The sequence below is a fragment of the Candidatus Zixiibacteriota bacterium genome, assembly GCA_040753875.1.
Lineage (GTDB): Bacteria > Zixibacteria > MSB-5A5 > GN15 > FEB-12 > DATKJY01.
This window is the reverse complement of record JBFMDV010000005.1, coordinates 509861-534116: the sequence shown is the minus strand read 5'-3', so window position 1 is coordinate 534116 and position 24256 is coordinate 509861. Positions and strand designations below refer to the sequence as shown.

25 protein-coding genes, 1 tRNA gene and 1 pseudogene are annotated in these 24256 nt (G+C 55.8%); 24 read left to right on the top strand and 3 right to left on the bottom strand.

Annotated features, from left to right (window positions below):
• The 12 genes from mrdA to AB1644_03850 all read left to right on the top strand — a co-directional run bounded on the left by mrdA (nt 1) and on the right by AB1644_03850 (nt 12245).
• Nucleotides 1-1821, top strand: a complete 1821-nt coding sequence (mrdA, locus tag AB1644_03905; GenBank protein MEW6050189.1) for a penicillin-binding protein 2 — start codon at nt 1-3, stop codon at nt 1819-1821.
• A complete protein-coding gene (rodA, locus tag AB1644_03900; GenBank protein ID MEW6050188.1) occupies nt 1818-3044 on the top strand; it encodes a rod shape-determining protein RodA in 1227 nt (408 codons plus the stop codon). The genes mrdA and rodA overlap by 4 nt, the downstream gene beginning before the upstream one ends.
• On the top strand, nt 3034-4635 hold the full coding sequence (locus AB1644_03895) for a retropepsin-like aspartic protease (GenBank protein ID MEW6050187.1): 1602 nt from the start codon (nt 3034-3036) through the stop codon (nt 4633-4635). Before rodA ends, AB1644_03895 begins: the two co-directional genes overlap by 11 nt.
• Nucleotides 4636-4770: 135 nt before the next feature.
• Nucleotides 4771-5814, top strand: coding sequence for an ATP-dependent 6-phosphofructokinase (locus tag AB1644_03890; protein MEW6050186.1), 1044 nt, complete (start codon nt 4771-4773; stop codon nt 5812-5814).
• A gap of 7 nt (nt 5815-5821) precedes the next feature.
• Nucleotides 5822-6493: an OmpW family outer membrane protein gene (locus AB1644_03885; GenBank protein ID MEW6050185.1), complete on the top strand. Its 672-nt coding sequence runs from the start codon at nt 5822-5824 to the stop codon at nt 6491-6493.
• 33 nt (nt 6494-6526) lie between these two features.
• Nucleotides 6527-7510 carry a type I glyceraldehyde-3-phosphate dehydrogenase gene (gene gap, locus AB1644_03880; protein ID MEW6050184.1) on the top strand — a complete coding sequence of 328 codons (984 nt, stop codon included), beginning with the start codon at nt 6527-6529 and terminating at the stop codon, nt 7508-7510.
• Between the two features lie 23 nt (nt 7511-7533).
• The gene (locus AB1644_03875) at nt 7534-8745 is read left to right on the top strand and encodes a phosphoglycerate kinase (GenBank protein ID MEW6050183.1); all 1212 of its coding nucleotides are present in this window, start codon (nt 7534-7536) and stop codon (nt 8743-8745) included.
• 1 nt (nt 8746) lies between these two features.
• On the top strand, nt 8747-9496 hold the full coding sequence (tpiA, locus tag AB1644_03870; GenBank protein MEW6050182.1) for a triose-phosphate isomerase: 750 nt from the start codon (nt 8747-8749) through the stop codon (nt 9494-9496).
• A 15-nt stretch (nt 9497-9511) separates the two neighbouring features.
• A complete protein-coding gene (gene secG / locus AB1644_03865) occupies nt 9512-9934 on the top strand; it encodes a preprotein translocase subunit SecG (protein ID MEW6050181.1) in 423 nt (140 codons plus the stop codon).
• A gap of 92 nt (nt 9935-10026) precedes the next feature.
• Nucleotides 10027-10108 (top strand) — tRNA-Leu (locus tag AB1644_03860).
• 647 nt (nt 10109-10755) lie between these two features.
• On the top strand, nt 10756-11787 hold the full coding sequence (locus tag AB1644_03855) for a hypothetical protein (protein MEW6050180.1): 1032 nt from the start codon (nt 10756-10758) through the stop codon (nt 11785-11787).
• 104 nt (nt 11788-11891) lie between these two features.
• The gene (locus AB1644_03850; protein ID MEW6050179.1) at nt 11892-12245 is read left to right on the top strand and encodes a hypothetical protein; all 354 of its coding nucleotides are present in this window, start codon (nt 11892-11894) and stop codon (nt 12243-12245) included.
• 10 nt (nt 12246-12255) lie between these two features.
• Here the strand turns inward: AB1644_03850 and AB1644_03845 are convergent, their stop codons facing one another.
• The 3 genes from AB1644_03845 to AB1644_03835 are packed head-to-tail and all read right to left on the bottom strand — an operon-like array spanning nt 12256 to nt 13601.
• Nucleotides 12256-12744 (bottom strand): DinB family protein, encoded by a 489-nt coding sequence (locus AB1644_03845; GenBank protein MEW6050178.1) that lies wholly within the window; start codon nt 12742-12744, stop codon nt 12256-12258.
• Nucleotides 12745-12802: 58 nt separating this feature from the next.
• Complete coding sequence (locus AB1644_03840; protein MEW6050177.1) at nt 12803-13183, bottom strand: VOC family protein; 381 nt, start codon at nt 13181-13183, stop codon at nt 12803-12805.
• A 49-nt stretch (nt 13184-13232) separates the two neighbouring features.
• On the bottom strand, nt 13233-13601 hold the full coding sequence (locus AB1644_03835; GenBank protein MEW6050176.1) for a response regulator: 369 nt from the start codon (nt 13599-13601) through the stop codon (nt 13233-13235).
• Nucleotides 13602-13844: 243 nt separating this feature from the next.
• On the opposite strand from AB1644_03835, the gene pyk reads away from it, so the two are divergent.
• The 12 genes and pseudogenes from pyk to nuoF all read left to right on the top strand — a co-directional run bounded on the left by pyk (nt 13845) and on the right by nuoF (nt 24256).
• The gene (gene pyk / locus AB1644_03830; GenBank protein MEW6050175.1) at nt 13845-15254 is read left to right on the top strand and encodes a pyruvate kinase; all 1410 of its coding nucleotides are present in this window, start codon (nt 13845-13847) and stop codon (nt 15252-15254) included.
• A gap of 2 nt (nt 15255-15256) precedes the next feature.
• Nucleotides 15257-16180, top strand: a complete 924-nt coding sequence (locus AB1644_03825) for a polysaccharide deacetylase family protein (protein ID MEW6050174.1) — start codon at nt 15257-15259, stop codon at nt 16178-16180.
• 65 nt (nt 16181-16245) lie between these two features.
• Entirely contained in the window at nt 16246-16803 is a 558-nt protein-coding gene (locus tag AB1644_03820; protein MEW6050173.1) for an HDIG domain-containing metalloprotein, read from the top strand.
• Between the two features lie 3 nt (nt 16804-16806).
• On the top strand, nt 16807-18132 hold the full coding sequence (locus tag AB1644_03815; GenBank protein ID MEW6050172.1) for an MFS transporter: 1326 nt from the start codon (nt 16807-16809) through the stop codon (nt 18130-18132).
• Nucleotides 18125-19174 (top strand): histidinol-phosphatase, encoded by a 1050-nt coding sequence (locus AB1644_03810; protein ID MEW6050171.1) that lies wholly within the window; start codon nt 18125-18127, stop codon nt 19172-19174. The genes AB1644_03815 and AB1644_03810 overlap by 8 nt, the downstream gene beginning before the upstream one ends.
• The gene (locus AB1644_03805) at nt 19171-19587 is read left to right on the top strand and encodes a hypothetical protein (GenBank protein MEW6050170.1); all 417 of its coding nucleotides are present in this window, start codon (nt 19171-19173) and stop codon (nt 19585-19587) included. The genes AB1644_03810 and AB1644_03805 overlap by 4 nt, the downstream gene beginning before the upstream one ends.
• A gap of 243 nt (nt 19588-19830) precedes the next feature.
• The gene (locus AB1644_03800) at nt 19831-20187 is read left to right on the top strand and encodes an NADH-quinone oxidoreductase subunit A (GenBank protein MEW6050169.1); all 357 of its coding nucleotides are present in this window, start codon (nt 19831-19833) and stop codon (nt 20185-20187) included.
• A pseudogene (locus AB1644_03795) lies at nt 20178-20654 on the top strand (NADH-quinone oxidoreductase subunit B family protein). Before AB1644_03800 ends, AB1644_03795 begins: the two are co-directional and overlap by 10 nt.
• Before the next feature lie 101 nt (nt 20655-20755).
• Nucleotides 20756-21277 carry an NADH-quinone oxidoreductase subunit C gene (locus AB1644_03790; protein ID MEW6050168.1) on the top strand — a complete coding sequence of 174 codons (522 nt, stop codon included), beginning with the start codon at nt 20756-20758 and terminating at the stop codon, nt 21275-21277.
• Nucleotides 21277-22449, top strand: coding sequence for an NADH dehydrogenase (quinone) subunit D (gene nuoD, locus AB1644_03785; GenBank protein ID MEW6050167.1), 1173 nt, complete (start codon nt 21277-21279; stop codon nt 22447-22449). Before AB1644_03790 ends, nuoD begins: the two co-directional genes overlap by 1 nt.
• Nucleotides 22446-22922, top strand: a complete 477-nt coding sequence (gene nuoE / locus AB1644_03780; GenBank protein ID MEW6050166.1) for an NADH-quinone oxidoreductase subunit NuoE — start codon at nt 22446-22448, stop codon at nt 22920-22922. Before nuoD ends, nuoE begins: the two co-directional genes overlap by 4 nt.
• A complete protein-coding gene (nuoF, locus tag AB1644_03775) occupies nt 22922-24256 on the top strand; it encodes an NADH-quinone oxidoreductase subunit NuoF (protein MEW6050165.1) in 1335 nt (444 codons plus the stop codon). The genes nuoE and nuoF overlap by 1 nt, the downstream gene beginning before the upstream one ends.

The window sequence follows — 24256 nt, the reverse complement described above, 5'->3', positions numbered from 1 at the left end:
ATGGACCGGTATACGCTTTCATTGGATAGCCGACGGCGGGTGGCGCAAGGGCTGATAGTCGCCGCCGCGCTGTTCATCCTGTTCGGTCTGTTCAAACTGCAGATAATTCAGCGCGAAGAAATGACGCAGCTGGCGGAAAACAACCGCATCCGGGTCGTGCCGGTAGAGGCACAGCGCGGTTCCATGCTGGACCGGGAGGGGCGGATCATTGTCTCCAATCGTCCCAGCTATACGGTTTCTGTTGTCCCGGCCGAAGAGGTGAAAGGGCGCACCCTGAACAACCTGTCCCGCATAATCGGGTTCGACACGCTCCAGCTTCGCAAGCGGATTCGGAAGACACAGGTGACCCCCTATCAACCGGCGCCGGTGAGAAAAGATATCCCGTTCGATATCGTGGCTGTGCTCGAGGAACAGAACTCCGAATTCCCCGGTGTCAGCTATCAGTTGGATCAAGTGCGTATGTACGACGACTCGCTCGCGGCGGAGGCGTTCACCGGGCATGTCGGCGAGGTCTCCGAACAGGAGATGGCGAAAGCAGTTGCCGGGATGTATCGCATGGGGGCAACGATAGGCAAGAAAGGGCTTGAGAAGCAGTACGATCAGCCGCTACGCGGTATGGAAGGAACCGAATTCATCGAGGTCACCGCATTCGGTGAAATCCTGGGACCGTACGAGGGCAGGGAACCGGTCCAACCGGTGGCAGGCTCGGACCTGTTGCTCACTATCGATGAAGATGTACAGCGGACCGCGGTGGAATCATTGGACTCTTTCTGCTGCGGCGCCGTGGTGGCGATCGACCCTCGCAATGGCGAGATCCTCTGCATGACCTCCGACCCGGGTTTTGATCCCAACGTGTTCTCAGGTATTGTCACCGACAGTCTCTGGCAGCAGATTTCGAATGACTCCACGCATCCATTACTCAACAGACCAATCAATGGTCTGTATCCGCCCGGCTCGACCGCCAAATTGCTGACCCTTGGCGCTGGGCTGGAATCCGGCGTGATCGACGAGAATACGTCGTTCAAGTCGTGCGGTGGCGGCTATCAGTTCGGAAACCGCTATTTCAAATGCTGGGAAAAGCGAGGACACGGCACCACCACGGCGATTCATGCGGTCGAGATGTCGTGCGATGTCTATTTCTACCAGTTGGGGCTTCGGGTTGGAGTCGATCAACTCAGCCAATACTACAGTCTGTGCGGTTTCTCCCGGCCGACCGGTATCGATTTGCCGAACGAATCGAGCGGTCTTAATCCCAACAGCAAGTATTACGATCGTCGGTACGGCAAGAACGGTTGGACCAAGGCATTGGTGCTGAACAACGCTATCGGGCAGGGGGAGATACTGGTGACGCCGCTGCAATTGGCTCAGTTTTACGCCGGGCTCGCCAACTGGGGGAAAGTATACCGGCCGCATGTCGTGCGCGGTATTCGCAAGCCCAACGGACAGGAGTCGCTGGTCAGACCGGAGCTTTCATTCACGTTGCCGTTCTCAACGAGGACACTGTCAATCCTGCGTGAAGGGCTTCGCCTGGTTACCGAAGGGGGGCGCGGCACGGCGCGTCGACTGCGAAACGAGTTGTACACTGTGTGCGGCAAGACCGGAACCGCACAGAATCCGCACGGCAAAGACCACTCCTGGTTTGTCGGCTTTGCGCCAATCGAAAACCCGGAGATCGTGGTCTGCACGATCGTCGAGAATGCAGGACATGGTTCCGAGGTAGCGGCGCCGATCGTGGGGAAAGTCATCGAGACCTACATGAAGAAGAAACTCGGGATCCCTCTCCAGGTGGCCCAGACAGCGACACTCGAGACAAAGCCATGATGACGCGAATCGATTATCGGGCCCTGGACTGGAAGCTTATCGGTGCCTTTCTCGCCTTATCGCTCATCGGCATCGTCACGATTTTCTCGGCACAGTTTTATGCCGATTCGGCCTATAAGCAAACCTACTTTCTGCGTCAATCGCTGTGGCTGGCGATCGCCTTGATGGCGTTTCTGGCGGTGCTCCATGCTCCGCAGCGGCTGTTTGATGCCGGGGCGTACACCTTCTATGGCGTCGCGCTGGTGCTCTTGGTCGCCGTGTTGGCGGTAGGACATTCGCGCATGGGGGCCTCGCGATGGTTTGATATCGGGCCGTTCAGCGTCTCACCCTCCGACCTCGGCAAGGTGGCATTGCTTCTCACGCTGTCCCGGTTCTTCGCATACACCCGACTGCCGATTGCGTCAAAGCGACGATTGGGTCTGTCTGCTGCGCTCGCGCTTATCCCGATGGCGCTGGTGCTCAAGCAGCCTGATCTGGGAACATCGCTGGTCTTCATGGTGCTGTTGTTCGCGCTCTGGTTTTGGTCGGGGTTGTCGCCTTGGTACATGCTGTTGATCCTGTCGCCGCTCATTTCACTCGTAGCTGCGTTCTACTGGCTTTCCTGGGTGCTGTACTTTGTTGTGCTTATCGCCTTTCTGGGTATTCTCCGCCCCGGGCTTCTCTTCTCCATCGTGATGATGCTCTTCAATCTCGGGTTCGGTATGATCACGCCGATGATCTGGAACCATTTGAAAGACTATCAGAAAATGCGGATACTGGTGTTTCTCGATCCCGGCTACGACCCGCGCGGTGCCGGCTATCAGATCATCCAGTCAAAAATTGCAATTGGTTCCGGAGGCATACTCGGCAAAGGGTTCCTGAACGGCTCACAGGCGCGTCTGGACTATCTTCCTGAGCGTCACACGGATTTCATCTTCTCTGTCTTTGGGGAGGAGTTCGGACTGTTGGGGACGCTCATCGTGATCGGGCTCTTCCTGTATATTTTCTACCGCTGTCTCGGCATTGCCGTCAGATGCCGCTCGAAGTTCGCCTCCAACGTCATCTTCGGCGCTATCAGTATTTTCTTCTTCCAGTTTATCGTGAATATCGGCATGACCCTGGGGTTGATGCCGGTCACGGGTCTGCCGCTTCCGTTCGTGAGCTACGGAGGTACGGCGTTACTGACCTCGTGGGTGCTGGTGGGACTGATCGTGATTTCGGAGTATCATCAACATGAGTACTAACAGTATGTGCTGCCTGTTCGTCTCCATGACGGTTTGGGCTTCCTTCATCGGCGCCACGCCGACGCGGGCGGATTCCCCGTTTGATCTCGATTCGTTATTTGCCGTCTCGGTTGGGGGGCCGGCCGCGGTGGTGAGCTTGCAGCAGGTGCGATACGTGAAGGTAACAGGCAAGTTGACGTATAACGGTCAGCCCGGACGTTTCACTGAGTATCTGATGCCGCCGGACCGCATCCTTCTGGAACTGTCGTTTGGTCAGTTTTCTGTGGCGCAGGGGTTCGATGGCCGCATCGCCTGGCAGCGAGACCAGAATGGGCGGCTGATGGAAATCAGCGGATACGAAAAACGCGAACTCATCAAATCCCTTTATTTCGAGACCCACGCGTACCTGGACCCATCGCGACGCGGCAACAGCGTCTCGTACAAGGGTACCGTCGTACGCGAGGACACCGGCTTTTACCTCATAGCATTTATCCCCTCTGAGGGAGATACCGTCCTGGCGTATTTCAACGGGACCACCGGCGTCCTTGCTCAGATGTTGAGCCGGTTGGACAATGTCCAGACTGTCACCTATTTTGACAACTATCAGCCGGTAAACGGTATTCTCACGCCTATGCGGACGCAGCTCGAGGCGCCGGAGGTCCCACTGACTATCGAATTCGACGCCGAGTCCTGCCGGATCAATGAACCGTTCGACAGCGCCGTTTTCAGCATGCCGGTCGAGCCGGACACAGGGTATCGATTCGTGAGCGAAGGGGACTCTGTTCGCGTGCCGTTCTCATATCGGGCGGGCCATATATATGTCCCCGCGGTCATCAATGGTAAGCGGCGTGTCTGGTTGATCCTCGATTCGGGAGCCTCGGCTACCATTTTCAACGAGTTGGCGGTAGCTGAGTTCGACCTGGAAGCTGCTGGGACGATCCCGGCGAAAGGAATGGGCGGTTTCACTGAGGTGATGATGGTCCGAATCGATTCGCTGCAGGTAGGTGATGTCTTTTTGTATGGGCAGATCGGCGGGGTGATGGATCTGTCCGGCATCGGTCACCAGGGGGCTGATGGCGCGCCGTTCGGCGGCGTGATTGGCTTTGATTTTCTTTCGCGGTTTCCCGTGTTGGTAGATTACGGTGACTCCAGTCTGACGATCTATCGACCGGAGCGGTTCCGGACACCCGATGGCGGTACGTCGGTTCCATTTCGTCTCGTCATGCAGGTGCCGGCGATCGAGGGCGCGTTATCCGGCGTGCCGGGAGATTTCATAGTCGATCTCGGCAACGCCTATGGCCTGATCCTTCACAAGGAATTCGTAGAAAAGAATCGCCTCGACACGCTTCTCGTTGACATCCGCGAAACCGGCGCGCTGGGTGGTGTTGGCGGCGCGGTGGACGGACGCACGGGAGTGGCGCGATCCTTTGATATGGGTCCGCTCTACCTTGATTCGCTGCGCGTCATGCTGCCCGGGTTGTCGCAGGGTCTGGCCGGTTCATCGGAGCTGGCAGGCAATATCGGCAACATGGTATTGGAGAGCTACAAGGTGCTGTTTGACTATCGACGCAGCCAGATCACGTTCTATCCTGCCGGCCCCGCCGCACCCTGAGATCGGAGCGCCAACAGATCCGCGCACGGCCCGCATGCTCGTGCGACGCGCTTGTATACCCATAAAATCTTGACATCACTCAGGTCGTCCGGTTACTTGTCAACATGTGCTCGCGTTGATCGAAAGGCTGCAGTTATGAATATTGGCGTACTAACCGGCGGCGGAGATTGCCCCGGTCTCAATGCCGTAATCAGGGCCATCGTCCAAAAGGGAACCTCCCGCTACGGCTTTCACTTCTATGGTGTCTACGAGGGGTGGCGCGGACTTCTGGGCGAAGGGGAGATCAAACCTATAACACCCGACGATGTTGCCGATATACTCTATATGGGGGGAACTATCCTGAAGACTTCGCGCACCAACCCCTACAGTCATCCGAACGGGGTGGGTGATGTCAAGAAGAACATGACCGATCACAAACTTGAGGCGCTTATAGTCATTGGCGGAGTCGACACCCTGGGTGTGGCCGGCAAGTTGCATCAGGAAGGAATAAAGGTTATCGGCGTTCCCAAAACGATTGACAATAACGTCTGGGGAACCGACCGCACCTTTGGTTTTGATACGGCGGTGAATGTCGCCACCGAAGCAATTGATCGGATACGGACCACCGCGGAATCGCACAATCGGGTGTTCGTGGTCGAGGTGATGGGACGTGATGCCGGGTGGATCGCGCTTGAGTCCGGTATTGCCGGTGGCGCGACGATGATCCTGATCCCGGAGTTTCCGGTGGACCTCGAACGAGTGGTGACTGCCATTACCGAACGCCACCAGCGCGGAAAAGAGTTTTCGCTCGTGGTGGTGGCGGAAGGGACCCGGCTCAAGAGCGAATCGGGTGAAGCCAAGCCGGTGCGGCTCGACGTTGGACCGGATGAATTCGGGCATATCCCGCTCGGCGGCGTGGCCGACAAGGTGACCGATACCATTCGCCGCAAGACCGGTTTCGATTGTCGGTCGGTGCGGCTGGGACATATTCAGAGAGGCGGCAACCCCAGCGCGTTCGACCGGGTGTTGTCCACACGATATGGAATATTCGCCGTCGATATGGTTCACAACGGGGAGTTCGGCAAGATGGCGGCACTAAAGGGGACGCACCTGGAAACGGTGCCGCTGGTCGATGTTATCAAGCACGTGAAACTCGTGGACAAGAACCTGTACGAAGCGGCCGAGGTATTTTTTGGTTAGAGCGTGCGTGTTGTGCCTTCTGGCGACGGTGGTGGCGTGCGGCGCATTCGCCGCTGACAAACCCGCCGGCGACTATGCCGGTTTCAGCCATCGCCATCAGGTGGGACTCAGGCTCGGCGTCTGGTCCAACATGGGAAGCAAGCCGCTTAAGGCCGATACGCTCGATGGTTCCTACTATGAGACCGATGTCAAGGAAGGAAGTTTCTATTTCGAGGGGTATTTCGGCTATCGGCTGGTTCCCGCTCTCATGGTCGAACTGGCCGCCGGTATCGTCAACCGTGGTGACGTGAGCATCAACGACAACGGGCAGTCAATATTCGGCAATCTGATCGTTTATCCCATTCAACTCCGCGCCAAACTGTATCCGCTGGCTGGCATCAGCAACCGGTTCCAGCCCTATGTCATGGGGGGTGGTGGCATTTATCACGGGCGGAACAGCATCCAGTTCACAAGTTCGGTTGACCCGTTCGTGACCTTTGTCGGCGAATCACAGACCGATCTCAATTTCGTTCTTGGCGGCGGCGTGGACTGTTCGGTGGCGCACAATATCGCTCTTGACGCCAACGTGGCGTATATGCCCATCCATTTTTCGAAAGACCTCATTTCGGTGCGCAACTATGACGCGCTCACCGTCACTGTCGGTATCAAGTACGTGCTGCCGTTCACAACTCGCAGATGATCATCCGTCGGGTATAATGTAACAGGAGACATAATGAAAGTTGGTATCAACGGATTCGGACGAATCGGCCGGCTGGTGCTGAAAGCGGCCCGTGGGACCGACATGGAAGTAGTCGGTCTTAACGACATCACCGATGCCAAAACACTGGCGCACCTTCTCAAATACGATTCCATCCACGGACGGTATCCGGCTGAAGTGGCGGTCGACGGTGATAAGATCGTGGTGGAAGGCAAGAAGATTCCGGTGATGGCTGAAAAAGACCCGGCCAAGCTCCCCTGGAAGCAGCTTGGCGCCGATGTCGTGCTAGAATGCACTGGGAAATTCACCACCAAAGAGGATGCTTCCAAACATCTCACCGCCGGTGCCCGCAAGGTGCTTATTTCAGCGCCCGCCAAAGGGCACGACGGCACGTTCGTACTGGGGGTCAATTCCCACCAGTACGACAAGACCAAGCATCATGTCATTTCGATAGGTTCGTGCACCACCAACTGTCTCGCGCCGATGGCTAAGGTACTTCTCGACAATTTCGGTATCGTCAAGGGGTTCATGACCACTATTCACTCGTTCACGGCCGACCAGCGACTGATGGACGCACCACATAAGGACCTTCGGCGGGCACGGTCGGCCTCGCTCTCGATGGTACCGACCACAACCGGTGCGGCGAAGGCGATCGCCGAGGTTATCCCCGTCATGAAGGGAAAACTCGACGGGATAGCGATCCGCGTGCCTACTCCGGATGCGTCGCTCGTGGATCTGGCAGTGATCCTGGAGAAAGAGGCAACGGTCGAGCAGATCAACGCCGCATTCAAGAAGGCTGCCTCTTCAGAGCCGCTTTCCCGCACGCTGGAGTATTGTGATGAGCCGATCGTGTCCACCGATATTATAGGCAATCCCCACGGCTCGGTGTTCGATTCGGCACTTACGGCCGTGCATGGCAACCTGGTGAAAGTATTCGGCTGGTACGACAATGAATGGGCGTTTTCCTGTCGCATGGTCGACATGATGCGCATGATGTGATCAGGTCGGAAGGAGAAGGGTCCATGAATAAAGTAACCGTGGCCGATGTCAATTTCCGCGGCCAGAAAGTGCTCGTACGTGTCGATTTCAACGTACCGCTCGACGACAAACAATGCATCACCGACGACCGTCGGATTCGGGAGGCGCTGCCGACACTCAAGAAGATTCTGGGGGACGGCGGCCGCGTGATTGCCTGCTCACATCTCGGCCGACCAAAAGGCACCACGCCTGAATTCTCACTGCGACCGGTGGCGAAACGGCTGTCGGAACTCCTCGGATCGCAGGTATCGTTTGCAGAGGACTGCATTGGCCCGCAAGCAACTAATGGTGCTAACAAACTCAAGAACGGCGAGTGCCTGCTTCTGGAGAATCTCCGCTTCCACAAGGAAGAGGAAAAGAACGACCCGGAGTTCGCCCGCAAACTGGCCGAGCTTGCGGATATTTATGTCAACGATGCATTCGGCTCAGCGCATCGGGCACACGCGTCGACCGAAGGGGTGACGCAGTTCTTCAAGCAGTCGGTCGCCGGGTTCCTGATGGAAAAGGAGCTGCGGTATCTCGGCAACGCCTTGAACAATCCCAAGCGGCCGTTTGCCGCTATTCTCGGAGGGGCCAAGATTTCCGGCAAGATCGATGTCATCCAGCAGCTAATGCCGAAAGTTGATCTGCTGGTAATAGGCGGCGGCATGGTGTTCACGTTCGCCAAGGCGATGGGATACTCCATCGGTGACTCACTGCTCGAAGACGACAAGGTGGAACTGGCGCGAGAGATCATAGCCAAAGCCCAAGGTTCAAGAATGAAACTGCTGTTTCCGTCAGATGCCGTGATTGCCTCCGAGATTTCCGATTCAGCACAGACCAAAGTTGTACCGATCGAGAAGATCCCGGACGGCATGAAAGGGCTGGATATCGGACCGGCATCGATCAAAACATTCTCGGATGCGTTGGCTGATGCAAAGACTATCGTCTGGAATGGCCCGATGGGGGTGTTCGAGCACAAGCCATTTGCGCGGGGAACACTGGCAGTTGCTAAGTTGCTGGCCGACCTGACCATGCGGGGCGCGGTAACGGTGGTGGGCGGCGGGGATTCGGCAGCGGCGGTCAGTCAGGCCGGGTTGGACGACCGACTGACTCATATCTCTACCGGCGGCGGGGCATCGCTGGAGTTTCTTGAAGGGAAACTCCTGCCCGGAGTGGCGGCGTTAACTGATGCCGTCAAGGTTGAAGCGGTCTGAGATGCGCCGGAAAGTGATCGCCGGTAACTGGAAAATGAACGGCACAGTTGCCGAGACGGAAGTACTGATAAAGGCCCTCTTGTCAAGGCCATCGGCGCGTGACAGTGTCACCGTGGTGGTCTGCCCGCCGTTCACGTCACTCGGTACAGCGGCCAATCTATTACGCAACAGCCGGATAGCGCTCGGCGCCCAGGACATGTCGCAGCATCAGAAAGGAGCGTACACAGGGGATATTTCAGCCGCCATGCTCTTGACGCTCGGGGCGACGTACGTTATTTTGGGCCACTCGGAACGCCGGCGGTATCACGGTGAAACCGACCAACTGATTAACGCCAAGGCGAAAGCCGCTTTGGCAGCCGGTCTTACACCCATCATCTGTGTCGGTGAGACGCTGACCCAGAGGGAGGCCGGTCAAACCGAAAACGTGGTCGGAACTCAGGTACGCGGTGTCCTGGCTGGATTCGGGCCGGACGATTTGAAAAAGATCGTCATCGCCTACGAACCGGTCTGGGCAATCGGGACGGGTAGGACGGCAACGCCCGACATGGCGGAAGCCATACACAGGTTCGTCCGAGATATGGTATCCGGGATCGACCAGCGGTCGGCCTCGGAATTTCCGATCCTGTACGGTGGTTCGGTGAAGGCGGACAACGCCAAGGGGCTGTTGTCGCAGCCGAATATCGATGGTGCTCTCGTAGGAGGAGCGTCCCTGGTGGCCGAGGAGTTTGGTGCGATTATTAACGCGTGTTAAGCGGAGGTATATTCGTTGTTTGTTGCATGGGTGATCTTTCATGTGCTGGTCTGTCTGGCGCTCATTCTGGTCGTGCTAATGCAATCCAGTAAAGGCGAGGGGCTGGCCGGTTCTGCTTTTGGCGGCGGGCTGTCGAGCGCCGTATTCGGCGGTCGTGGCGCCGCGACTTTCTTGTCCAAAGCCACTACGGTGCTGGCAATTTTGTTCATGTTCAACTGCGGGGCGCTGGCGTTCATGTCCGGCCAGACCCGATCTAGTACTACTGGTGCCCCGGCGGCAACCGGTGAGTCCGCAGTGACTCGTCAGGCGCAAGAGGAGATGCAGCGTCAGATGCAGCAGCAACAGCAGGCTCAACCGACCACGCCCGGTCAGGAAGGGACTCAGCAGGTCACCCCGGGCGAGGCGTCGCCGTTCAATACCGGCGACACCGGCAAGTAGATTACTGAGTTGGCACACCGCCTTACGTGAGGGTGTGACCGGCTACGTTCGTTTTGGGCAGGACAACGAATAGTTCTGCCTTTTGAATCGATGCGGAAGTGGTGGAATTGGTAGACACGCTATCTTGAGGGGGTAGTGGAGCAATCCGTGGGGGTTCAAGTCCCCCCTTCCGCACAATCTTTAAGAACACCAACCGTCAAACCTATTTCTCCTGATTCTCTGACCTGCACGTAGGCGCGCGATTGCTACCGCCCTGCGCCATAAAGTGTAGCGTCTCAGATGGTGGCAGTCAGCCGATTTAGACAGGGTCCCCTTGTTGACGGGTGGTTCACGGTCCATGTGGCACGTGGCATAAAATTCTTCTTGTATCTTCGGAGATGAGCGTTAGCTTATCCTTCACGGTAGCTGCAGCCGTGACAGGTTTGGTTTGCCTTTGAAGCCCGCCACGCGGGCGAGAGGCTGCCAGCGGCATTCAGCAGGGTCCCCGGGCAGCCGCACCGGGGGTTGTCATAATTAACATCGTGAGTGCAAGACGGGGTAAGATCCCTGCTTATTTCCATTGTATTAGGTGCTGTTGGCTGGCGTGCCAGTAGGCAATACACCAGCTCAGGTGCCAGAGGCAAAGGTAAGAGGTCGCGGGAAAGGAGGTGCGCGGAGAAATATTGTTGGTAAGGTCCTCATGGACCGGACGGCGTCCCCCTGTATCAGCAGGTTAAGGAGCCGCGAATTGCCGACGCTGTTCGATTATCCCCCGAACGAAGTCGGTAGTCATTTTCACGAATGATAGTAATACCTCAAAAACCCTTTGGAGGAAGAGCATCATGAGGAAGACGCGCTTTGGTCTGATCGCATTGGTGTCCGCGATCCTTCTGGTCACCGCCCTGTACTGGGTCGGCTGCAACAACAATCAGACTCCGACCGCCAACAACATCACCGACATAGCCGCCACCAATCCTGAGGCGGTCTCAAAGGTCATGGGTATCCAGGACCGTAATACTGACATGCTGATGAATATCGACGGCGTGGTTGGTACCGGTACCGGTGTCGATGAGAACGGAAACCTCTGTATCAAAGTGTACACATCGGGTACGGTCGCCTCAGCCGGTAAGATCGCTCCGGTCATTGATGGTATCCCGGTTTCAGTAGAGGAAACCGGTCCATTCTATGCAATGGCGCTGACCAAGCGGTATCGTCCGGTTCCGATTGGCGTATCAGTCGGCAATAACAACGAATGTGCCGCGGGCACTATCGGGTGTGTGGTCGTGAAGAGCGGTCAAAAGTATATTCTGAGTAACAATCACGTGCTAGCCAGAGAGAATCAGGCAGCGATCGGCGAGGATATCCATCAGCCGGGCCGATATGACGCAAAGCCGCTGTGTGCTAATATCGCCAATGACAAAGTGGCTGATCTGTCCGATTTCTATCCCATTACCTTCAGTGCCAGCGCCAACAACACGATGGATGCGGCTATCGCGCAGTTCTCCACTACCGATGTGACCTGCGCCACGCTGGCAGGCTTCTATGGCTATCCCAGTTCAACCACCGTCTCGCCGTCAGTAGGGCTGGCGATCAAGAAAGTCGGCCGGACCAGTTCGCTGACTACTGGCACCATAACCGCCATTAACGTGACCATAAGCGTGGGGTATTCCCATGGCACGGCGAGGTTCATAGGTCAGTTCATGACTTCGCGCGGTGTCATCAAGTCCGGCGATTCCGGTTCGTTGGCAGTCACCAACAATTCGTCCAATAACCCGGTGGGGCTGCTCTTTGCCGGAACCAGCAGAGGCGAAGCGGTCGGCACGCCGATCAATGTCGTGCTACAGCGCTTCAACGCTACGATTTGCAATCAATAGCAAAACACGATTTCTTTTGCAAAGGCGGGAACTCGTTGAGTCCCCGCCTTGCTTTTTCCCCCAGAATGCGTTCTACTATGGGTGAAGGGAGTCCGAGAAACAGAATGACACTACGACTGACTGCAATTGGAGTGTTGATAGGCGTTGGGTTTCTGTCCTCGGTTGGCATGATAGCGTCCGGCTGCGCCGAGGCAGGCAAGAAATCCGAAACAGTGGAGAGTCAGGATACCATGGCGTCGCGATCGATTGAAGAAGTCCTCAGCGATTACACCGACAAGTGGATGGCTCTGCCGGGTGTAATCGGGACTGGCATTGGCGAACAGAATGGCAAGCCCTGTCTGAAGGTGTTTGTGGTCAGCATGACCGCAGAACTGAAGCGAGCCATTCCCGCTCAAGTGGAGGAGTATCCGGTGCTTGTAGAAGCGACCGGCGAATTCAAGGCGCTGGATAATAAATAACGGCGCCCGCTTACTTCCGGTGCTCTTTCCAGTGCCGGTAGTTCTCCTGCATCTGGCGGATATGCCCCGGCGTGTGGCGGTCGTATATCTCCAGAAATTGGTCGAGTGTCATAGTCCCCACTTCCGAATGTTCGACCGTGTGCGAATCCCAGACATCCTGCGGTACAGACTTCAATAGTCCGTGATTCATTCTGCGAAGCAACCCGAACAGTTCAAGGGCGGCATCGGCGCTCTGCGAATGATATCCCAGTTTCTCGGCCCAGCTGTCCTGGTCATACGCCATGACAGCTTTCCCCGGTTCTGCGACAAAACGGCGAGCGCGGATGTAGCAGTTGGCCTCGGCGTCAGCCAGGTGGATGATGATCTCGTGAATACTCCACCGGTTCGGCGCCGGTTTGTATTTCCAAACTTCTTTGGGAAAATCGCCCAAGGCCTTGCGGAGTTGTTCCGGTGCCTTCCCATAGGAAACCAGCTTGTCCTGTCGTTCTTGAACTGTCATGTGCACCTCCTTGTGGGTTGAAGGTAGGATATACGACACAGAAGTCGCGAAAGATCCATTACGAAGTCAGTTCGTTCCAGTCGCAGGTGATGAACTCCCCCTGGTGACCGTCGGGGTCCGTGAAATAGACCGAACGTTGTCCCCCTTTCCAGGTACGCTCCTGAATCTCGACCCCCAGCGAAATCAGGCGGGTCTTTGTCTCTTGAAATTCGGTGTCAGAGACCTGCAATGCGAAATGCAGATGTTCGGCCGCCCGGCCCGCGAACACCCCCTGCTTCCCCTTTTGCCACAGGCCAAATGCGGAACCATCATTAAGCACCAGGGCAAGGGCGGAGCCATCGTCCCAACGGGTCACTTTTGCGTGGGGCAGAATCTGCTGATAGAACGCAAGCGACCGTTCCAAGTCGCTCACCTCGATGTGTAGTTCGATAATTCGCATAAAAAAACCGGGACAATCGTCCCGGTTCTATAACAAGCCGTCAGTAGGCTTAGTTGCCGATGTACTTGCCCAGCACCTGCTGCATGCGTGAGGTCATTTTCGAGTTCGGCAGTACTTCAGTGGCGCCGGCGGTCATGGCCGCCTTCATCTGGTCCGCCAGCACGTGCGGCGAATAGCAGACAATCGGTATCGTCTTGGTGGCGCCATACGAGCGGAGCTTGTTAATGAGCGATGGGGCCTCGATACCGTTCAGATTGAGATCGATAATGATCAGGTCGGGGCGCAACTCCTGAGCTTTGGTAAAGATCTCGTCTGAGCGGATCGCCTTGATCCCCTCGGCCTCCATGTTGTCGAGTACCGACATGATCTTGGAGGTGAAGATCATGTTGTTCACGGCTATCAAAACCTTCTTAGACATACCTTCCTACCCCTTTGAATTTGTAAAGTCCCTTTCAGATCGTCTGCTGTCAACGGGGGCCATAATATATGGCATTATACACCAAAAGGGAAGAGCTACCTTGCGATGCAGCCAGGGTTTTCGGTTATGCTGTTGTTAAACAATTGCTTACGAGGCGGTAATTCTGTCGGAATCGACTTGTCCGGCCCCCTTTTGACCCGTTTTTTGTTGCTAAGTTCGTCCCCTTGTGCCTTTCTGCCCGCCATGAAGAAAACCAAGATTCTGGCCACTTATGGTCCTGCTATAGCCAATCCGACTATCATCCGCCGCCTCGTGGAGGCAGGCGTCAACGTCTTCCGTGTCAATTGTTCGCACGGAGACAGTGCCGATTACGCCAAAGCCGTTCGAACGATTCGCCAGGGGACCAAAGGGGCCCCGTACCCGGTCGGAATCCTATTCGACCTGTCCGGACCTAAGTTCAGGCTTGAACGGTTTGAGGGGTCATTGCCGATCAGCATGGGACAACACATTACCTTGACATCGGGGACCTCGAACCTGGCTGGTAGCACGGTCGGTGTTAACCATCCGGCCATTCTCAAATCAGTGAAGAAGGGGGAGAGGGTATTCGTTGATGACGGCGTACTGGCATTTGAAGTGCTGAAGGCCTCAAGTCGTGAGGTAGTACTCAAGGCTCTGAACGCAGGGACAGTACTTCCCGCAAAAGGGATCAACCTCCCGGACAGCACGATAGAGATACCAACCATAACGGAGAAGGACAAGGCCGATATTGCCTCAGCGGTAGCATCGGATGCCGACTATCTGGCGGTGTCGTTTGTGCGTTCCGGCGATGATATCCTTCAGGCGAAAAGCCTGATTCATCGCGCCAAGGGGCACCAGCGCGTGATCGCCAAACTCGAAAAGCGCGAGGCGATTGAAGACCTGGAGAATATCCTGCTGGTAGCCGATGGCGTCATGGTCGCTCGCGGTGACCTGGGCGTCGAACTCCCACCGGCCGAGTTGCCTCGGCTTCAGAAAAAGATATTGGCGCTGGCGAACCGACACCACAAGCCGGTGATCGTGGCCACGCAAATGCTGGAGTCGATGCGGTTCTCGCCACGAGCGACGAGAGCTGAGATCAACGATGTGGCGGGTGCGGTGTTCGATTTCGCTGATGCCGTCATGCTCTCGGCCGAGACCGCCACCGGGCAATACCCGCTCGAGGCTGTCCAAACAATGACTTCGGTGATCGAGACGACCGAGCCCTCGTGCCACCCTCCGGAGCTGGGACAGCGGGACCGGACGGTCGTGCCGCCGATTCCGTTTGCGATTGCCGAGGCGGTCAGCCGGGCCGATATGCATACCGGCGCAATGATGATATTTGCGTTTACAACATCGGGCTTCACAGCCCAAATGCTGTCCAATCTGTTTCCTACTCAGCCTATCATAGCGCTCACACCGGACCAGCAGGTGATGCGTCAGTTGTCATTGTTTCGGTCGGTGTACCCGATACAGATCAAGCAACCGAAATCGTTTGCCGATATGCTGGCCGTGGTGGACGAACTATGTGCCAAGTATTCGCTGGGCGCCAAAGGGGAGACGGTGGTTATCACCGGCGGGGCGCCGTTTGGCTCCACGGCACCAACCAATTTCATGATGTTCCATCAGGTGAGATGACCATGACACGGCAGTCAGGTTCAGCGATATCATCCGCAAAGAGACTCGCCTTTGTGATTGCTCTGTTGACTGTGCTCACCGGTCCGGCCGATTCCAAGGCACAGGATCAGAAGCCCGCAAAGCCCAGCACAGGAAAGCAGATCGCGATCACGTTCGATGAACTGCCGGCAGCGCTGTCGTTTGGCGAGGTCGATGCCAACGCGATCACGTATATGATACTCGAAGCACTCCGGAAGCATGAGATCACAGCGACCGGATTTGTGGTAGGGCTGAACATCGATGGACAGTACGACCTGCTGGGGGACTGGCTGAACGAGGGGCATGGCCTTGGGACGATGACCTATTCCAATCAGGATATCGAGGGACTCAGCACGGATCAATTCATGCAGGAGATACAGTCCGGCCAGCGCGAAATCGAGGAGATGCTCGTGGGGTTCGGACAGAAGGCCCGGTATTTCCGGTATCCGTTCCTGCATTATGGCACGGACCCAAAGACAAAAACCAAGATACGGGATTACCTGGCCGGTGTTGGCAACGTGGTAGCGCACGCTTCTGTCGTGCCGGATGATTTTACCTACGACCTGGCGATGCAGAAATTCGGCAAAGTCCCAGACAGCGCGCAGTACGAGCGGTTGCTTAATGAGTATGTTAATCATGTTATTGACCAGATTGAGCGTTCTGAGGATTTGGCGGAGCAACTGGTCGGGCGTCCGGTAAAGCAGATCCTTCGGCTCCGCGCCAACCGTCTGAACGCAACGTATCTCGACGATATGTTGACGGCGCTTGAGGATGAGGGATACTCGTTTGTGACGCTCGGCTCGGCACTTCGGGACCCGGTGTATGCGAAACAGGAATCGTATTTTGGCTCTCGCGGCGTGGGGTATCTGGATATGCTGTACGTGAGCAAGAAGAAGGCTGGGAAGTAGGGCGCGCTGGAGTCCTGAACCCATTTCTTGACTTACTCCACGTTCGGGCGTTTATTGACCCCACCATGAATCTCAATCTTACCCGTGAATCCGCATATCAATTGGTCGTCGAGAAAATCGGCGTCAACAATCTGCTCAAACACATCTTGGCGGTAGAGGCCGGCATGCGGCGGCTGGCAGTGGAGCTTGGTGAAGACCCGGATTACTGGGGGCTGGTAGGTTTGGTGCATGACCTCGACTACAACGAGACCAAAGATGACGCACCCCGTCACACGTACCTAACCGAAGAGTGGTTGGCCAAATACGAGCTACCGGCCGACATGATCTACGCCATCCACGCCCATCCGGGGCATGTCCCTTGTAAGAGCAAACTGGATTGGGCGCTTTATTCGGTTGACCCCACCACCGGATTCATCGTGGCCTGTGCGCTGATGCACCCGGAGAAGAAGCTTGCTCCTATTGATGCCGAGTTCATGCTGCGGCGATTCAAAGAGAAACGGTTTGCCGCGGGCGCTACCCGCGAGAACATGGCTGCCTGCTCCAACCTCGGACTGGACCTCGAAAAATTCCTGCTTCTGGTCCGCGACGGCATGATGACCATCTCCGGCCAGCTTGGTATTTAGTTCATGACCAAACTGCGTTCTGTCTGGCGGAAAGACGTCATCGCCTGGTCGCTGTACGATTTCGCCAACACGATCTATTCGATGAATATCGTTTCACTCTATTTGAAGCGATACATTGTCGAAGACCTGCACTACAGCGATCACTATTTCGACATTGCGTTCGCCGTATCGATGGTGATTGCTGCGGCACTGCTTCCCGCGCTGGGGGCGCTGTCGGACCATTCCGCCAAGAAGAAACTGTTTCTGCTTCTGTTCACCGTGACTTGTTGTCTGTCTGTGGGCGCCATGTCGGTGGCGGCGACCGGCCCGATACTGGGACTCATCGTCTTGTTTGTTATCGCGAATTTCAGCTATGAAGGGGGCATGCCGTTCTACAACGCGCTACTATATTCGGTCGCCGAGGGAAAACAGGCACGGTTTGTTTCGGGCGTTGGCGTGGCGTTTGGCTATATCGGCTCTATAATTGGCATGATCCTGGTGTTGCCGTTTGTCACCGGTTCGCTCTTTTCAGTCGAGATTCCGTATGTCGATGGCTCCGGCAAGGCTGGCGCATTTTTACCGACAGCGTTCCTGTTTTTGGTTTTCGCGCTACCGCTCTATTTCTGGGTGCGCGAGCGAAAAGGACATCAGCCGCAGAGAGTACCAATAGCAACCGCCTATCGTGAGGTTTGGGATGGACTCAGGAACACACGCCAGTATCCGGGTGTTCTTCGTTTTCTGATCGCCGATTATTTCGTGGAGGATGCCGTCGCCACCGTGATTCTGAATATCGGGCTGTATTGCTCTGTCGTGCTTGGGTTGGCTGAAAGCCAGATATCGTTGTTCCTGATCATATCGACCATCTCAGCGGTGATCGGCTCGTTTGTCATAGGTAAAATTGCAGAGCGATGGTCGCTCAAGAAGCTGCTCGTCGTGATTTTCACCGGGTGGGTTGTGGCGCTTCTCATGTTTGTGCTGGTTGACAATATGGCTGTCATTTGGCTGCTTGGATCGATGGTTGGCATTTTCCTCGGCGGACTTTGGACCACCACTCGTCCGATGCTGGCGGAACTGGTGTCGCACGACCAATTGGGTCGGTTCTTCGGTATCTTCTCGCTGTCGGGTCGGGCTGCTGCGATTGTGGGGCCACTCGTCTGGACCGGCATGGTGTATCTCTTTCATCCCGAGCGCGCGTTGGGCAGCCGCGTAGCGGAGTTTCTTCATCTCACGAGCACGGATGCCGCCAAACTCCCGTATAAGATGGGCGTGCTGTCGCTGGCCGCTATGGTGTTGATCGGGCTGTTCATCTTCAGAAAAGTGCCGCACACGCAGAAGCTCAGTCATGGCTAACAACGTAGGCAACTGGCATTGCTACTCGGGTGTGATCCATGTCCACACTACCGAGTCCGATGGCACGAAGACCATAGAAGAAGTGGCGGCGATTGGACAGGAGGTGGGGCTCGATTTCATGATGTTCACCGACCATATGACTCTCTCCAACAAGGAAAACGGTAAAGAGGGGTTTTACGGCAATACGTTGGTCACAGTTGGCTACGAACACAACGACGCCGAGGATAACAATCACTATCTCCTGTTTGATTCTCCGAGTGTGTATCCGCCGGACTTCACCGCCTCGCAGGTTGTAGCGGCCGGAGCTGAGGACAGGGCTGTGGGGATTATAGCGCATCCCGATGAAATTCGCGACCGGCTGGGGAAGTACCCGCCGTTCCCGTGGACAGACTGGTCGTGCGATAAGTTCACCGGCATCGAGCTCTGGAATCAGATGTCCGAATGGATGGAGCGGCTGAGACCATATAACAAGCTGATAATGGCATTCTCGCCTCGTAAATCAATGGTTGGCCCGCCAAGAACTACACTCCAGCGGTGGGACGAGATCAATCTCAGGAGGAAATGCGCTGGAATCGCCGCGGTCGATGCCCATGCCTTCCCGATACAGATCGGGCCGTTGCGGGTGGAGATATTCCCGTACAAAGTGCATTTTCGTTCGTTGCGGACGTATGTTCTACTGCGGGAACCGATGTCCCGCGATTTTGCAACCGCCAAGCAGCAGCTCTACGACGCGATACGGGACTGCCGTCTGTTCTTCGCCAATTTGCGATGGGGGGACGCCGATGGGTTCGATTTCTCAGCGCAGAACGGCTCGGAATCGGCGGTGTCGGGCGGTCAGGTAGAGTTCCGGAACGATACAGTGCTGGAGATCATACTTCCAGCGCGCGCCCGTATTAAGGTTTTGCGGAACGGCAGACCGATATATGAAGTTACTGACTCGCGGGCAACGTACCGTGTGAACGAACCCGGTTTGTATCGAGTAGAAACATGGAAATGGAAGCGAGGATGGATATTCTCCAACCACATACGGATAGGCCAGTGAAAGTAACCGCGCCCAATTTCGAGATTATCAATTTCTCGGCCGAGCTCTTGGCGAAACCAAGCCCCGCATCGACATCCACCGACTGCAAATTTGTTATCATCACGAATGGCGAGCAACGCTGGTTCGTGTATGGGGCGGTAAAAGAATACCCATACCACGCCAATCTTGTCGAGCGATTTTCAGTGAATAATCACCTCAAGTATCGTTGGCACCGCGGTAAGGATCGCGTCGAGTTCTCCGACAACGGGTATCGGGTCGAAGGGGGCGGTCACCTGGAGATTGATACGAATGCCAAGGGGATCCGTGTATCCGGATCATCCAAAGCGTACGGCTCATTCGACCAATCTTCGCTCAAGCAATGGCTCAAAGTCCAGACCCTACTTACGGGATTCAAGGTAAGATTTGGAGCCTGAACTCAGTTTCGAGTTCGTGACGAGAGTCGCAAGCCCGCAATATGCAGTCGGAACCAGCTCTCGTTATCGATTGTTCTAACTTCTTATATGACAGCCGAATATTGTGTAGTTACTGACTCATATGTATGGTGCAAACCGGAGTTACCATAGCGAAGTTGTCCATAAAAAGCAGTTGACTTTACCCCGGTCAAGCGGTAAAGTTGACGAACCGTTTTTGGCACGTGCGAAGGTGTTGGCGCAGAAATGTTTGAGACCTTTTACCCGATTCTCTTTCTGTTCGTGTTTGCCGTCTTTCTTGCCTTGCTACTGACGTTTCTTTCGATCTTTTTCGGCAAGCGGACCAAGCTTGGGCGGAAAGGGCAGCCGTATGAATGCGGTATCGAGCCTGTTGGGACCACCAAAGACCCGGTGCCTATCAAGTTCTTTTTGATCGCCATCTCTTTTATCCTCTTTGACATAGAGGTGATCTTCCTGCTTCCCTGGGCTATTGTCGCTCGCGATCTTGGCCTTTTCGGTTTCTTCTCCGTTTTGATATTCATTGCCCTGATTCTTATCGGCTATATCTATGAATTGGGCCGGGGAGCGCTAAAGTGGGATTAGAAGAAAAAATCCCGGATTCGGTCATACTTACGACCGTCGACAAGATGGTCAATTGGGCGCACAAGCGGTCGATGTGGCCGCTTGGATTTGGTCTCGCGTGTTGCGCAATTGAGATGATCTCCACGTTTGCGGCGCATTTCGATCTTGCGCGGTACGGTATGGAAGTGATGCGGCCATCGCCGCGTCAGGCAGATCTGATGATTGTCGCCGGCAGGGTTTCGGTGAAAATGGCGCCGGTGATCCGGACGCTCTACGATCAGATGCCGAATCCCAAGTGGGTGATTTCCATGGGGGCCTGCGCGTCGTGCGGCGGTGTATTTAACAATTATGCTATCGTTCAAGGCGTAGATCGGATCATTCCGGTCGATGTGTATGTACCTGGCTGCCCGCCTCGTCCGGAACAGCTGATGGATGGCATTCTCAAGCTCCAGGAAAAGATCGACAGGGAGTCCGTGAAGGATCAGCGTGACGAATGGGGCCGCAAGGCCGGCTGATCAATAGTGACGATCAAGAAGAACTCTGCGCCAAGCCGTTCGCTGAATGGTGCTTGTGAAAAATAGTACAAAGTATGGACATCAGAGAGCGGATTCGAGAATTTCTGAACGGCCGGTTTAGCGACGCCATTCTTCGGGAAGATGGATTTCGCGGGGATCAGTCGTTCTATGTCAAGCCGGATGACATATTGCACATCTGCCATGCGCTCCACGAGAACGGCGAACTCGATGTTCGCTACCTCGCAGACCTGACTTCAGTGGACTGGCTTGGGTTCGAGGCGGAGATGGGAGGACGGTTTGAAGTCATATACAACCTTTACTCTCTGACCCACAAGCACCGGTTTTTCCTCAAAGCGGTTCTTCAGGCCGATCAGCCAGAGCTCCCCAGCGTCACCCCGATTTGGAAAGGGGCGGAGATGATGGAGCGCGAGGTGTGGGACCTGATGGGGATCGTGTTTGCCGGGCATCCTAACTTGACGAAGATCCTCACGCCCGACGATCTGGAAGGGCATCCGCTGCGACGGGATTATCCGCTCACCTACGAGGAGCCGCAGTTCACCTGGAATAAGGACCTTCCGCCGGAGGTTATCAAGTAATGGCCGAGCGGAAGTTCACAACCATCAACATGGGACCGCAGCATCCGGCGACCCACGGCGTGCTCCGGGTGGAACTCGAACTGGACGGCGAAACGGTTGTCAAGGCGACTCCTGTGATCGGGTATTTGCACACCGGCATCGAGAAGACCATGGAGTCCAAGCTGTATTACAAGGCGCTGCCGTGCACCGACAGGATGGATTATCTGGCGCCGATGTCCAACAATCTGGCGTACTGTCTGGCGGTCGAGAAACTGATGGATGTCGATGTCCCGGAAAAAGTGAAATGGGCGCGGGTCTGTCTTGCGGAGCTCACCCGTATCAAATCGCATCTGGTCTGGCTTGGCACGCACGCCACCGACATTGGCGCTATGACCATGCTTCTCTATACCTTCCGCGAACGAGAGATGATCGTGGATATCTACGAAGCATGCGGGGGACAGCGGATGATGACCTCCTATATCCGGATCGGTGGACTCTCGGACGAGCTGCCGTCAGATTTTGACAAGAAAGTCCGGAAAGTGCTCAAACGGATGCCGGAGGCGCTTCGCGATTACGAAAAACTGCTGACTGAGAATGAGATATTCATCAACAGGACGCGCGGGGTGGCGGTCATCTCAGCCGAGGACGCCATCAATCTGTCGCTGTCAGGGCCAATGCTCCGTGGCAGCGGCGTCAAACATGACCTTCGCAGGGACAACCCCTACAGCGCGTACGAAAAATTCGATTTCGAGGTACCGATCGGTGCGAATGGCGATGCCTACGACCGGTACAAACTGCGGCTTGAGGAGATTCGGCAATCGCTGCGGATTATCCAGCAGGCAATCGACGGCATGCCGGAGGGGCCGTATCGCGCCCATGTCCCGGGGGTGGTGCTGCCGCCAAAGGAAGATGTGCTGCATAAGATGGAATCGATGATTTTCCACTTCAAGATAATCACCGAAGGATTCAATGCGCCGCGAGGCGGCGTTTATCAGGCGATCGAGTCCCCCAAAGGGGAGATCGGATTTTATCTGGCCGGCGACGGCAGCAACCGCCCGAGGCGTGTCCGGGTGCGGCCACCATCGTTCATAAACTTAGGTGCACTCCCAACGCTGGTCGAGGGGGGACTGCTGGCCGATGTGATAGTCGCAATCGGGACGATTGACCCGGTGCTCGGTGAGGTGGATCGATGATACTGACGCGCGAATCAATCGAGAAGATCAAACAGAAAGCGACCGAGTATCCGAGACGCAAATCGGCTATTCTGCCCGCGCTGACCATCGCGTGTCACCAGGTCGGGCACTTGAACGACCAGATATATCGCGAGATTGGCCACGCTTTGAATCTCCCGATGGTCGAGGTCGCGGAGGCGGCTACGTTTTATACCCTTTTCCCCAAGCAGCCGGTCGGCAAGTATTTGATACAGGTGTGTCACAACATCTCGTGCGCCCTACTTGGGGCGGACAACCTGGTCGGGTATCTCGAAGGGAAGCTAGCGATCAAGAAAGGGGAGACCACGAAGGACAACTTGTTCACGCTGATTTCGGTGGAGTGTCTGGGCTCGTGCGCCACCGCACCCATGATGCAAATCAACAATGACTATTATGAGAATCTCACCCGCGAGAAAGTTGACAAGATTCTGGCTGATCTGAGGGCAAAAGGTTGATGTTCTATTCCCCGGTCGTCACCAACGCGCCCGAAGTGGCCAAGAGCGAGAAGTTCCACCTCTTCCGACATGTGGAAGATCCCAGTCAGCACACACTGGCGACTTTCGTTTCCCACGGCGGCTACCAGTCGTGGCGAAAAGTGGTGACCGGCATGAAGTCCGAAGATGTGATTGCCGAGGTGAAGGCCTCGGGCCTTCGGGGCCGAGGCGGGGCCGGATTTCCTACCGGTATGAAATGGAGTTTTGTTCCCAAAGATTCCCCCAAGCCGAGATATCTTGTCTGCAACGCCGATGAGTCCGAGCCTGGGACCTGCAAGGACCGGGTACTCCTCGAACGGGACCCGCACGCGGTGATTGAGGGCATGGCGATAGCCGCATTCGCGATACGCAGCCATCAGATGTTTTGTTATATCCGCGGCGAGTTCGGGCATAGCATTGCCCGCATGGAACAAGCGCGGAACGAAGCGTACGCCGGCGGTCACCTTGGCAAGAACATCTATGGCTCCGGCTATGATCTCGACCTGGTGATTCATACCGGCGGCGGAGCGTATATCTGCGGCGAGGAGACGGCACTGCTTAACTCGCTTGAGGGTGAGAAAGGGCTCTCGCGCATCCGTCCACCGTTTCCTGCCGTGGAGGGACTGTATGCGTCTCCGACAATTGTGAACAATGTTGAGACGCTGGCAACGGTACCACACATCATCAAAAACGGCGCATCCTGGTACAAAAAAATGGGGACGGAGAAATCACCGGGCACAAAGATATTCTCTCTATCCGGCCATGTGAATCGCCCCGGTAACTACGAAGTAGAGCTCGGGTTCAATCTTAAGAAACTCATCTACGATCCGGCATACGGTAACGGTATCCCCAGTGGGAAGAAACTAAAAGGGGTGATCCCAGGAGGAGCCTCGACACCGTTTCTCACCCCGGATATGATCGACGTCGGCCTGGATTTCGAATCAATGGCTGCAGCAGGCTCAATGCTCGGTTCGGGAGCCGTGATCGTGTTCAATGAGGATACTTGTATCGTGTGGGCGATCCTGAAATTGATACATTTCTTCCGTCACGAATCTTGCGGCAAATGCACTCCCTGCCGCGATGGTACCGGTTGGTTGGAGCAGATCATTTACCGCATCGAGCATGGCGGTGGAAAGCCTGACGATATTGAAAAAATTGAGGACCTGTGCGGCAACATCCTGGGGCGGACAATCTGCCCGCTTGGCGATGCCGCAGTTATGCCGATCCAATCCGCCCTCAAACACTGGCGGGACGAATGGCAGTATCATGTTGACCACCAGCATTGTCTGGTCAAGACACATTTTGAATTCAGGTAG

Bases quoted from the DNA above. Each gene is read 5' to 3' on its own strand.
- mrdA (MEW6050189.1), top strand. From the start codon at position 1: ATGGACCGGTATACGCTTTCATTGGATAGCCGACGGCGGGTGGCGCAA.
- rodA (MEW6050188.1), top strand. From the start codon at position 1,818: ATGATGACGCGAATCGATTATCGGGCCCTGGACTGGAAGCTTATCGGT.
- AB1644_03895 (MEW6050187.1), top strand. From the start codon at position 3,034: ATGAGTACTAACAGTATGTGCTGCCTGTTCGTCTCCATGACGGTTTGG.
- AB1644_03890 (MEW6050186.1), top strand. From the start codon at position 4,771: ATGAATATTGGCGTACTAACCGGCGGCGGAGATTGCCCCGGTCTCAAT.
- gap (MEW6050184.1), top strand. From the start codon at position 6,527: ATGAAAGTTGGTATCAACGGATTCGGACGAATCGGCCGGCTGGTGCTG.
- AB1644_03875 (MEW6050183.1), top strand. From the start codon at position 7,534: ATGAATAAAGTAACCGTGGCCGATGTCAATTTCCGCGGCCAGAAAGTG.
- tpiA (MEW6050182.1), top strand. From the start codon at position 8,747: ATGCGCCGGAAAGTGATCGCCGGTAACTGGAAAATGAACGGCACAGTT.
- AB1644_03855 (MEW6050180.1), top strand. From the start codon at position 10,756: ATGAGGAAGACGCGCTTTGGTCTGATCGCATTGGTGTCCGCGATCCTT.
- AB1644_03850 (MEW6050179.1), top strand. From the start codon at position 11,892: ATGACACTACGACTGACTGCAATTGGAGTGTTGATAGGCGTTGGGTTT.
- AB1644_03845 (MEW6050178.1), bottom strand. From the start codon at position 12,744: ATGACAGTTCAAGAACGACAGGACAAGCTGGTTTCCTATGGGAAGGCA.
- AB1644_03840 (MEW6050177.1), bottom strand. From the start codon at position 13,183: ATGCGAATTATCGAACTACACATCGAGGTGAGCGACTTGGAACGGTCG.
- AB1644_03835 (MEW6050176.1), bottom strand. From the start codon at position 13,601: ATGTCTAAGAAGGTTTTGATAGCCGTGAACAACATGATCTTCACCTCC.
- pyk (MEW6050175.1), top strand. From the start codon at position 13,845: ATGAAGAAAACCAAGATTCTGGCCACTTATGGTCCTGCTATAGCCAAT.
- AB1644_03825 (MEW6050174.1), top strand. From the start codon at position 15,257: ATGACACGGCAGTCAGGTTCAGCGATATCATCCGCAAAGAGACTCGCC.
- AB1644_03820 (MEW6050173.1), top strand. From the start codon at position 16,246: ATGAATCTCAATCTTACCCGTGAATCCGCATATCAATTGGTCGTCGAG.
- AB1644_03815 (MEW6050172.1), top strand. From the start codon at position 16,807: ATGACCAAACTGCGTTCTGTCTGGCGGAAAGACGTCATCGCCTGGTCG.
- AB1644_03810 (MEW6050171.1), top strand. From the start codon at position 18,125: ATGGCTAACAACGTAGGCAACTGGCATTGCTACTCGGGTGTGATCCAT.
- AB1644_03800 (MEW6050169.1), top strand. From the start codon at position 19,831: ATGTTTGAGACCTTTTACCCGATTCTCTTTCTGTTCGTGTTTGCCGTC.
- AB1644_03790 (MEW6050168.1), top strand. From the start codon at position 20,756: ATGGACATCAGAGAGCGGATTCGAGAATTTCTGAACGGCCGGTTTAGC.
- nuoD (MEW6050167.1), top strand. From the start codon at position 21,277: ATGGCCGAGCGGAAGTTCACAACCATCAACATGGGACCGCAGCATCCG.
- nuoE (MEW6050166.1), top strand. From the start codon at position 22,446: ATGATACTGACGCGCGAATCAATCGAGAAGATCAAACAGAAAGCGACC.
- nuoF (MEW6050165.1), top strand. From the start codon at position 22,922: ATGTTCTATTCCCCGGTCGTCACCAACGCGCCCGAAGTGGCCAAGAGC.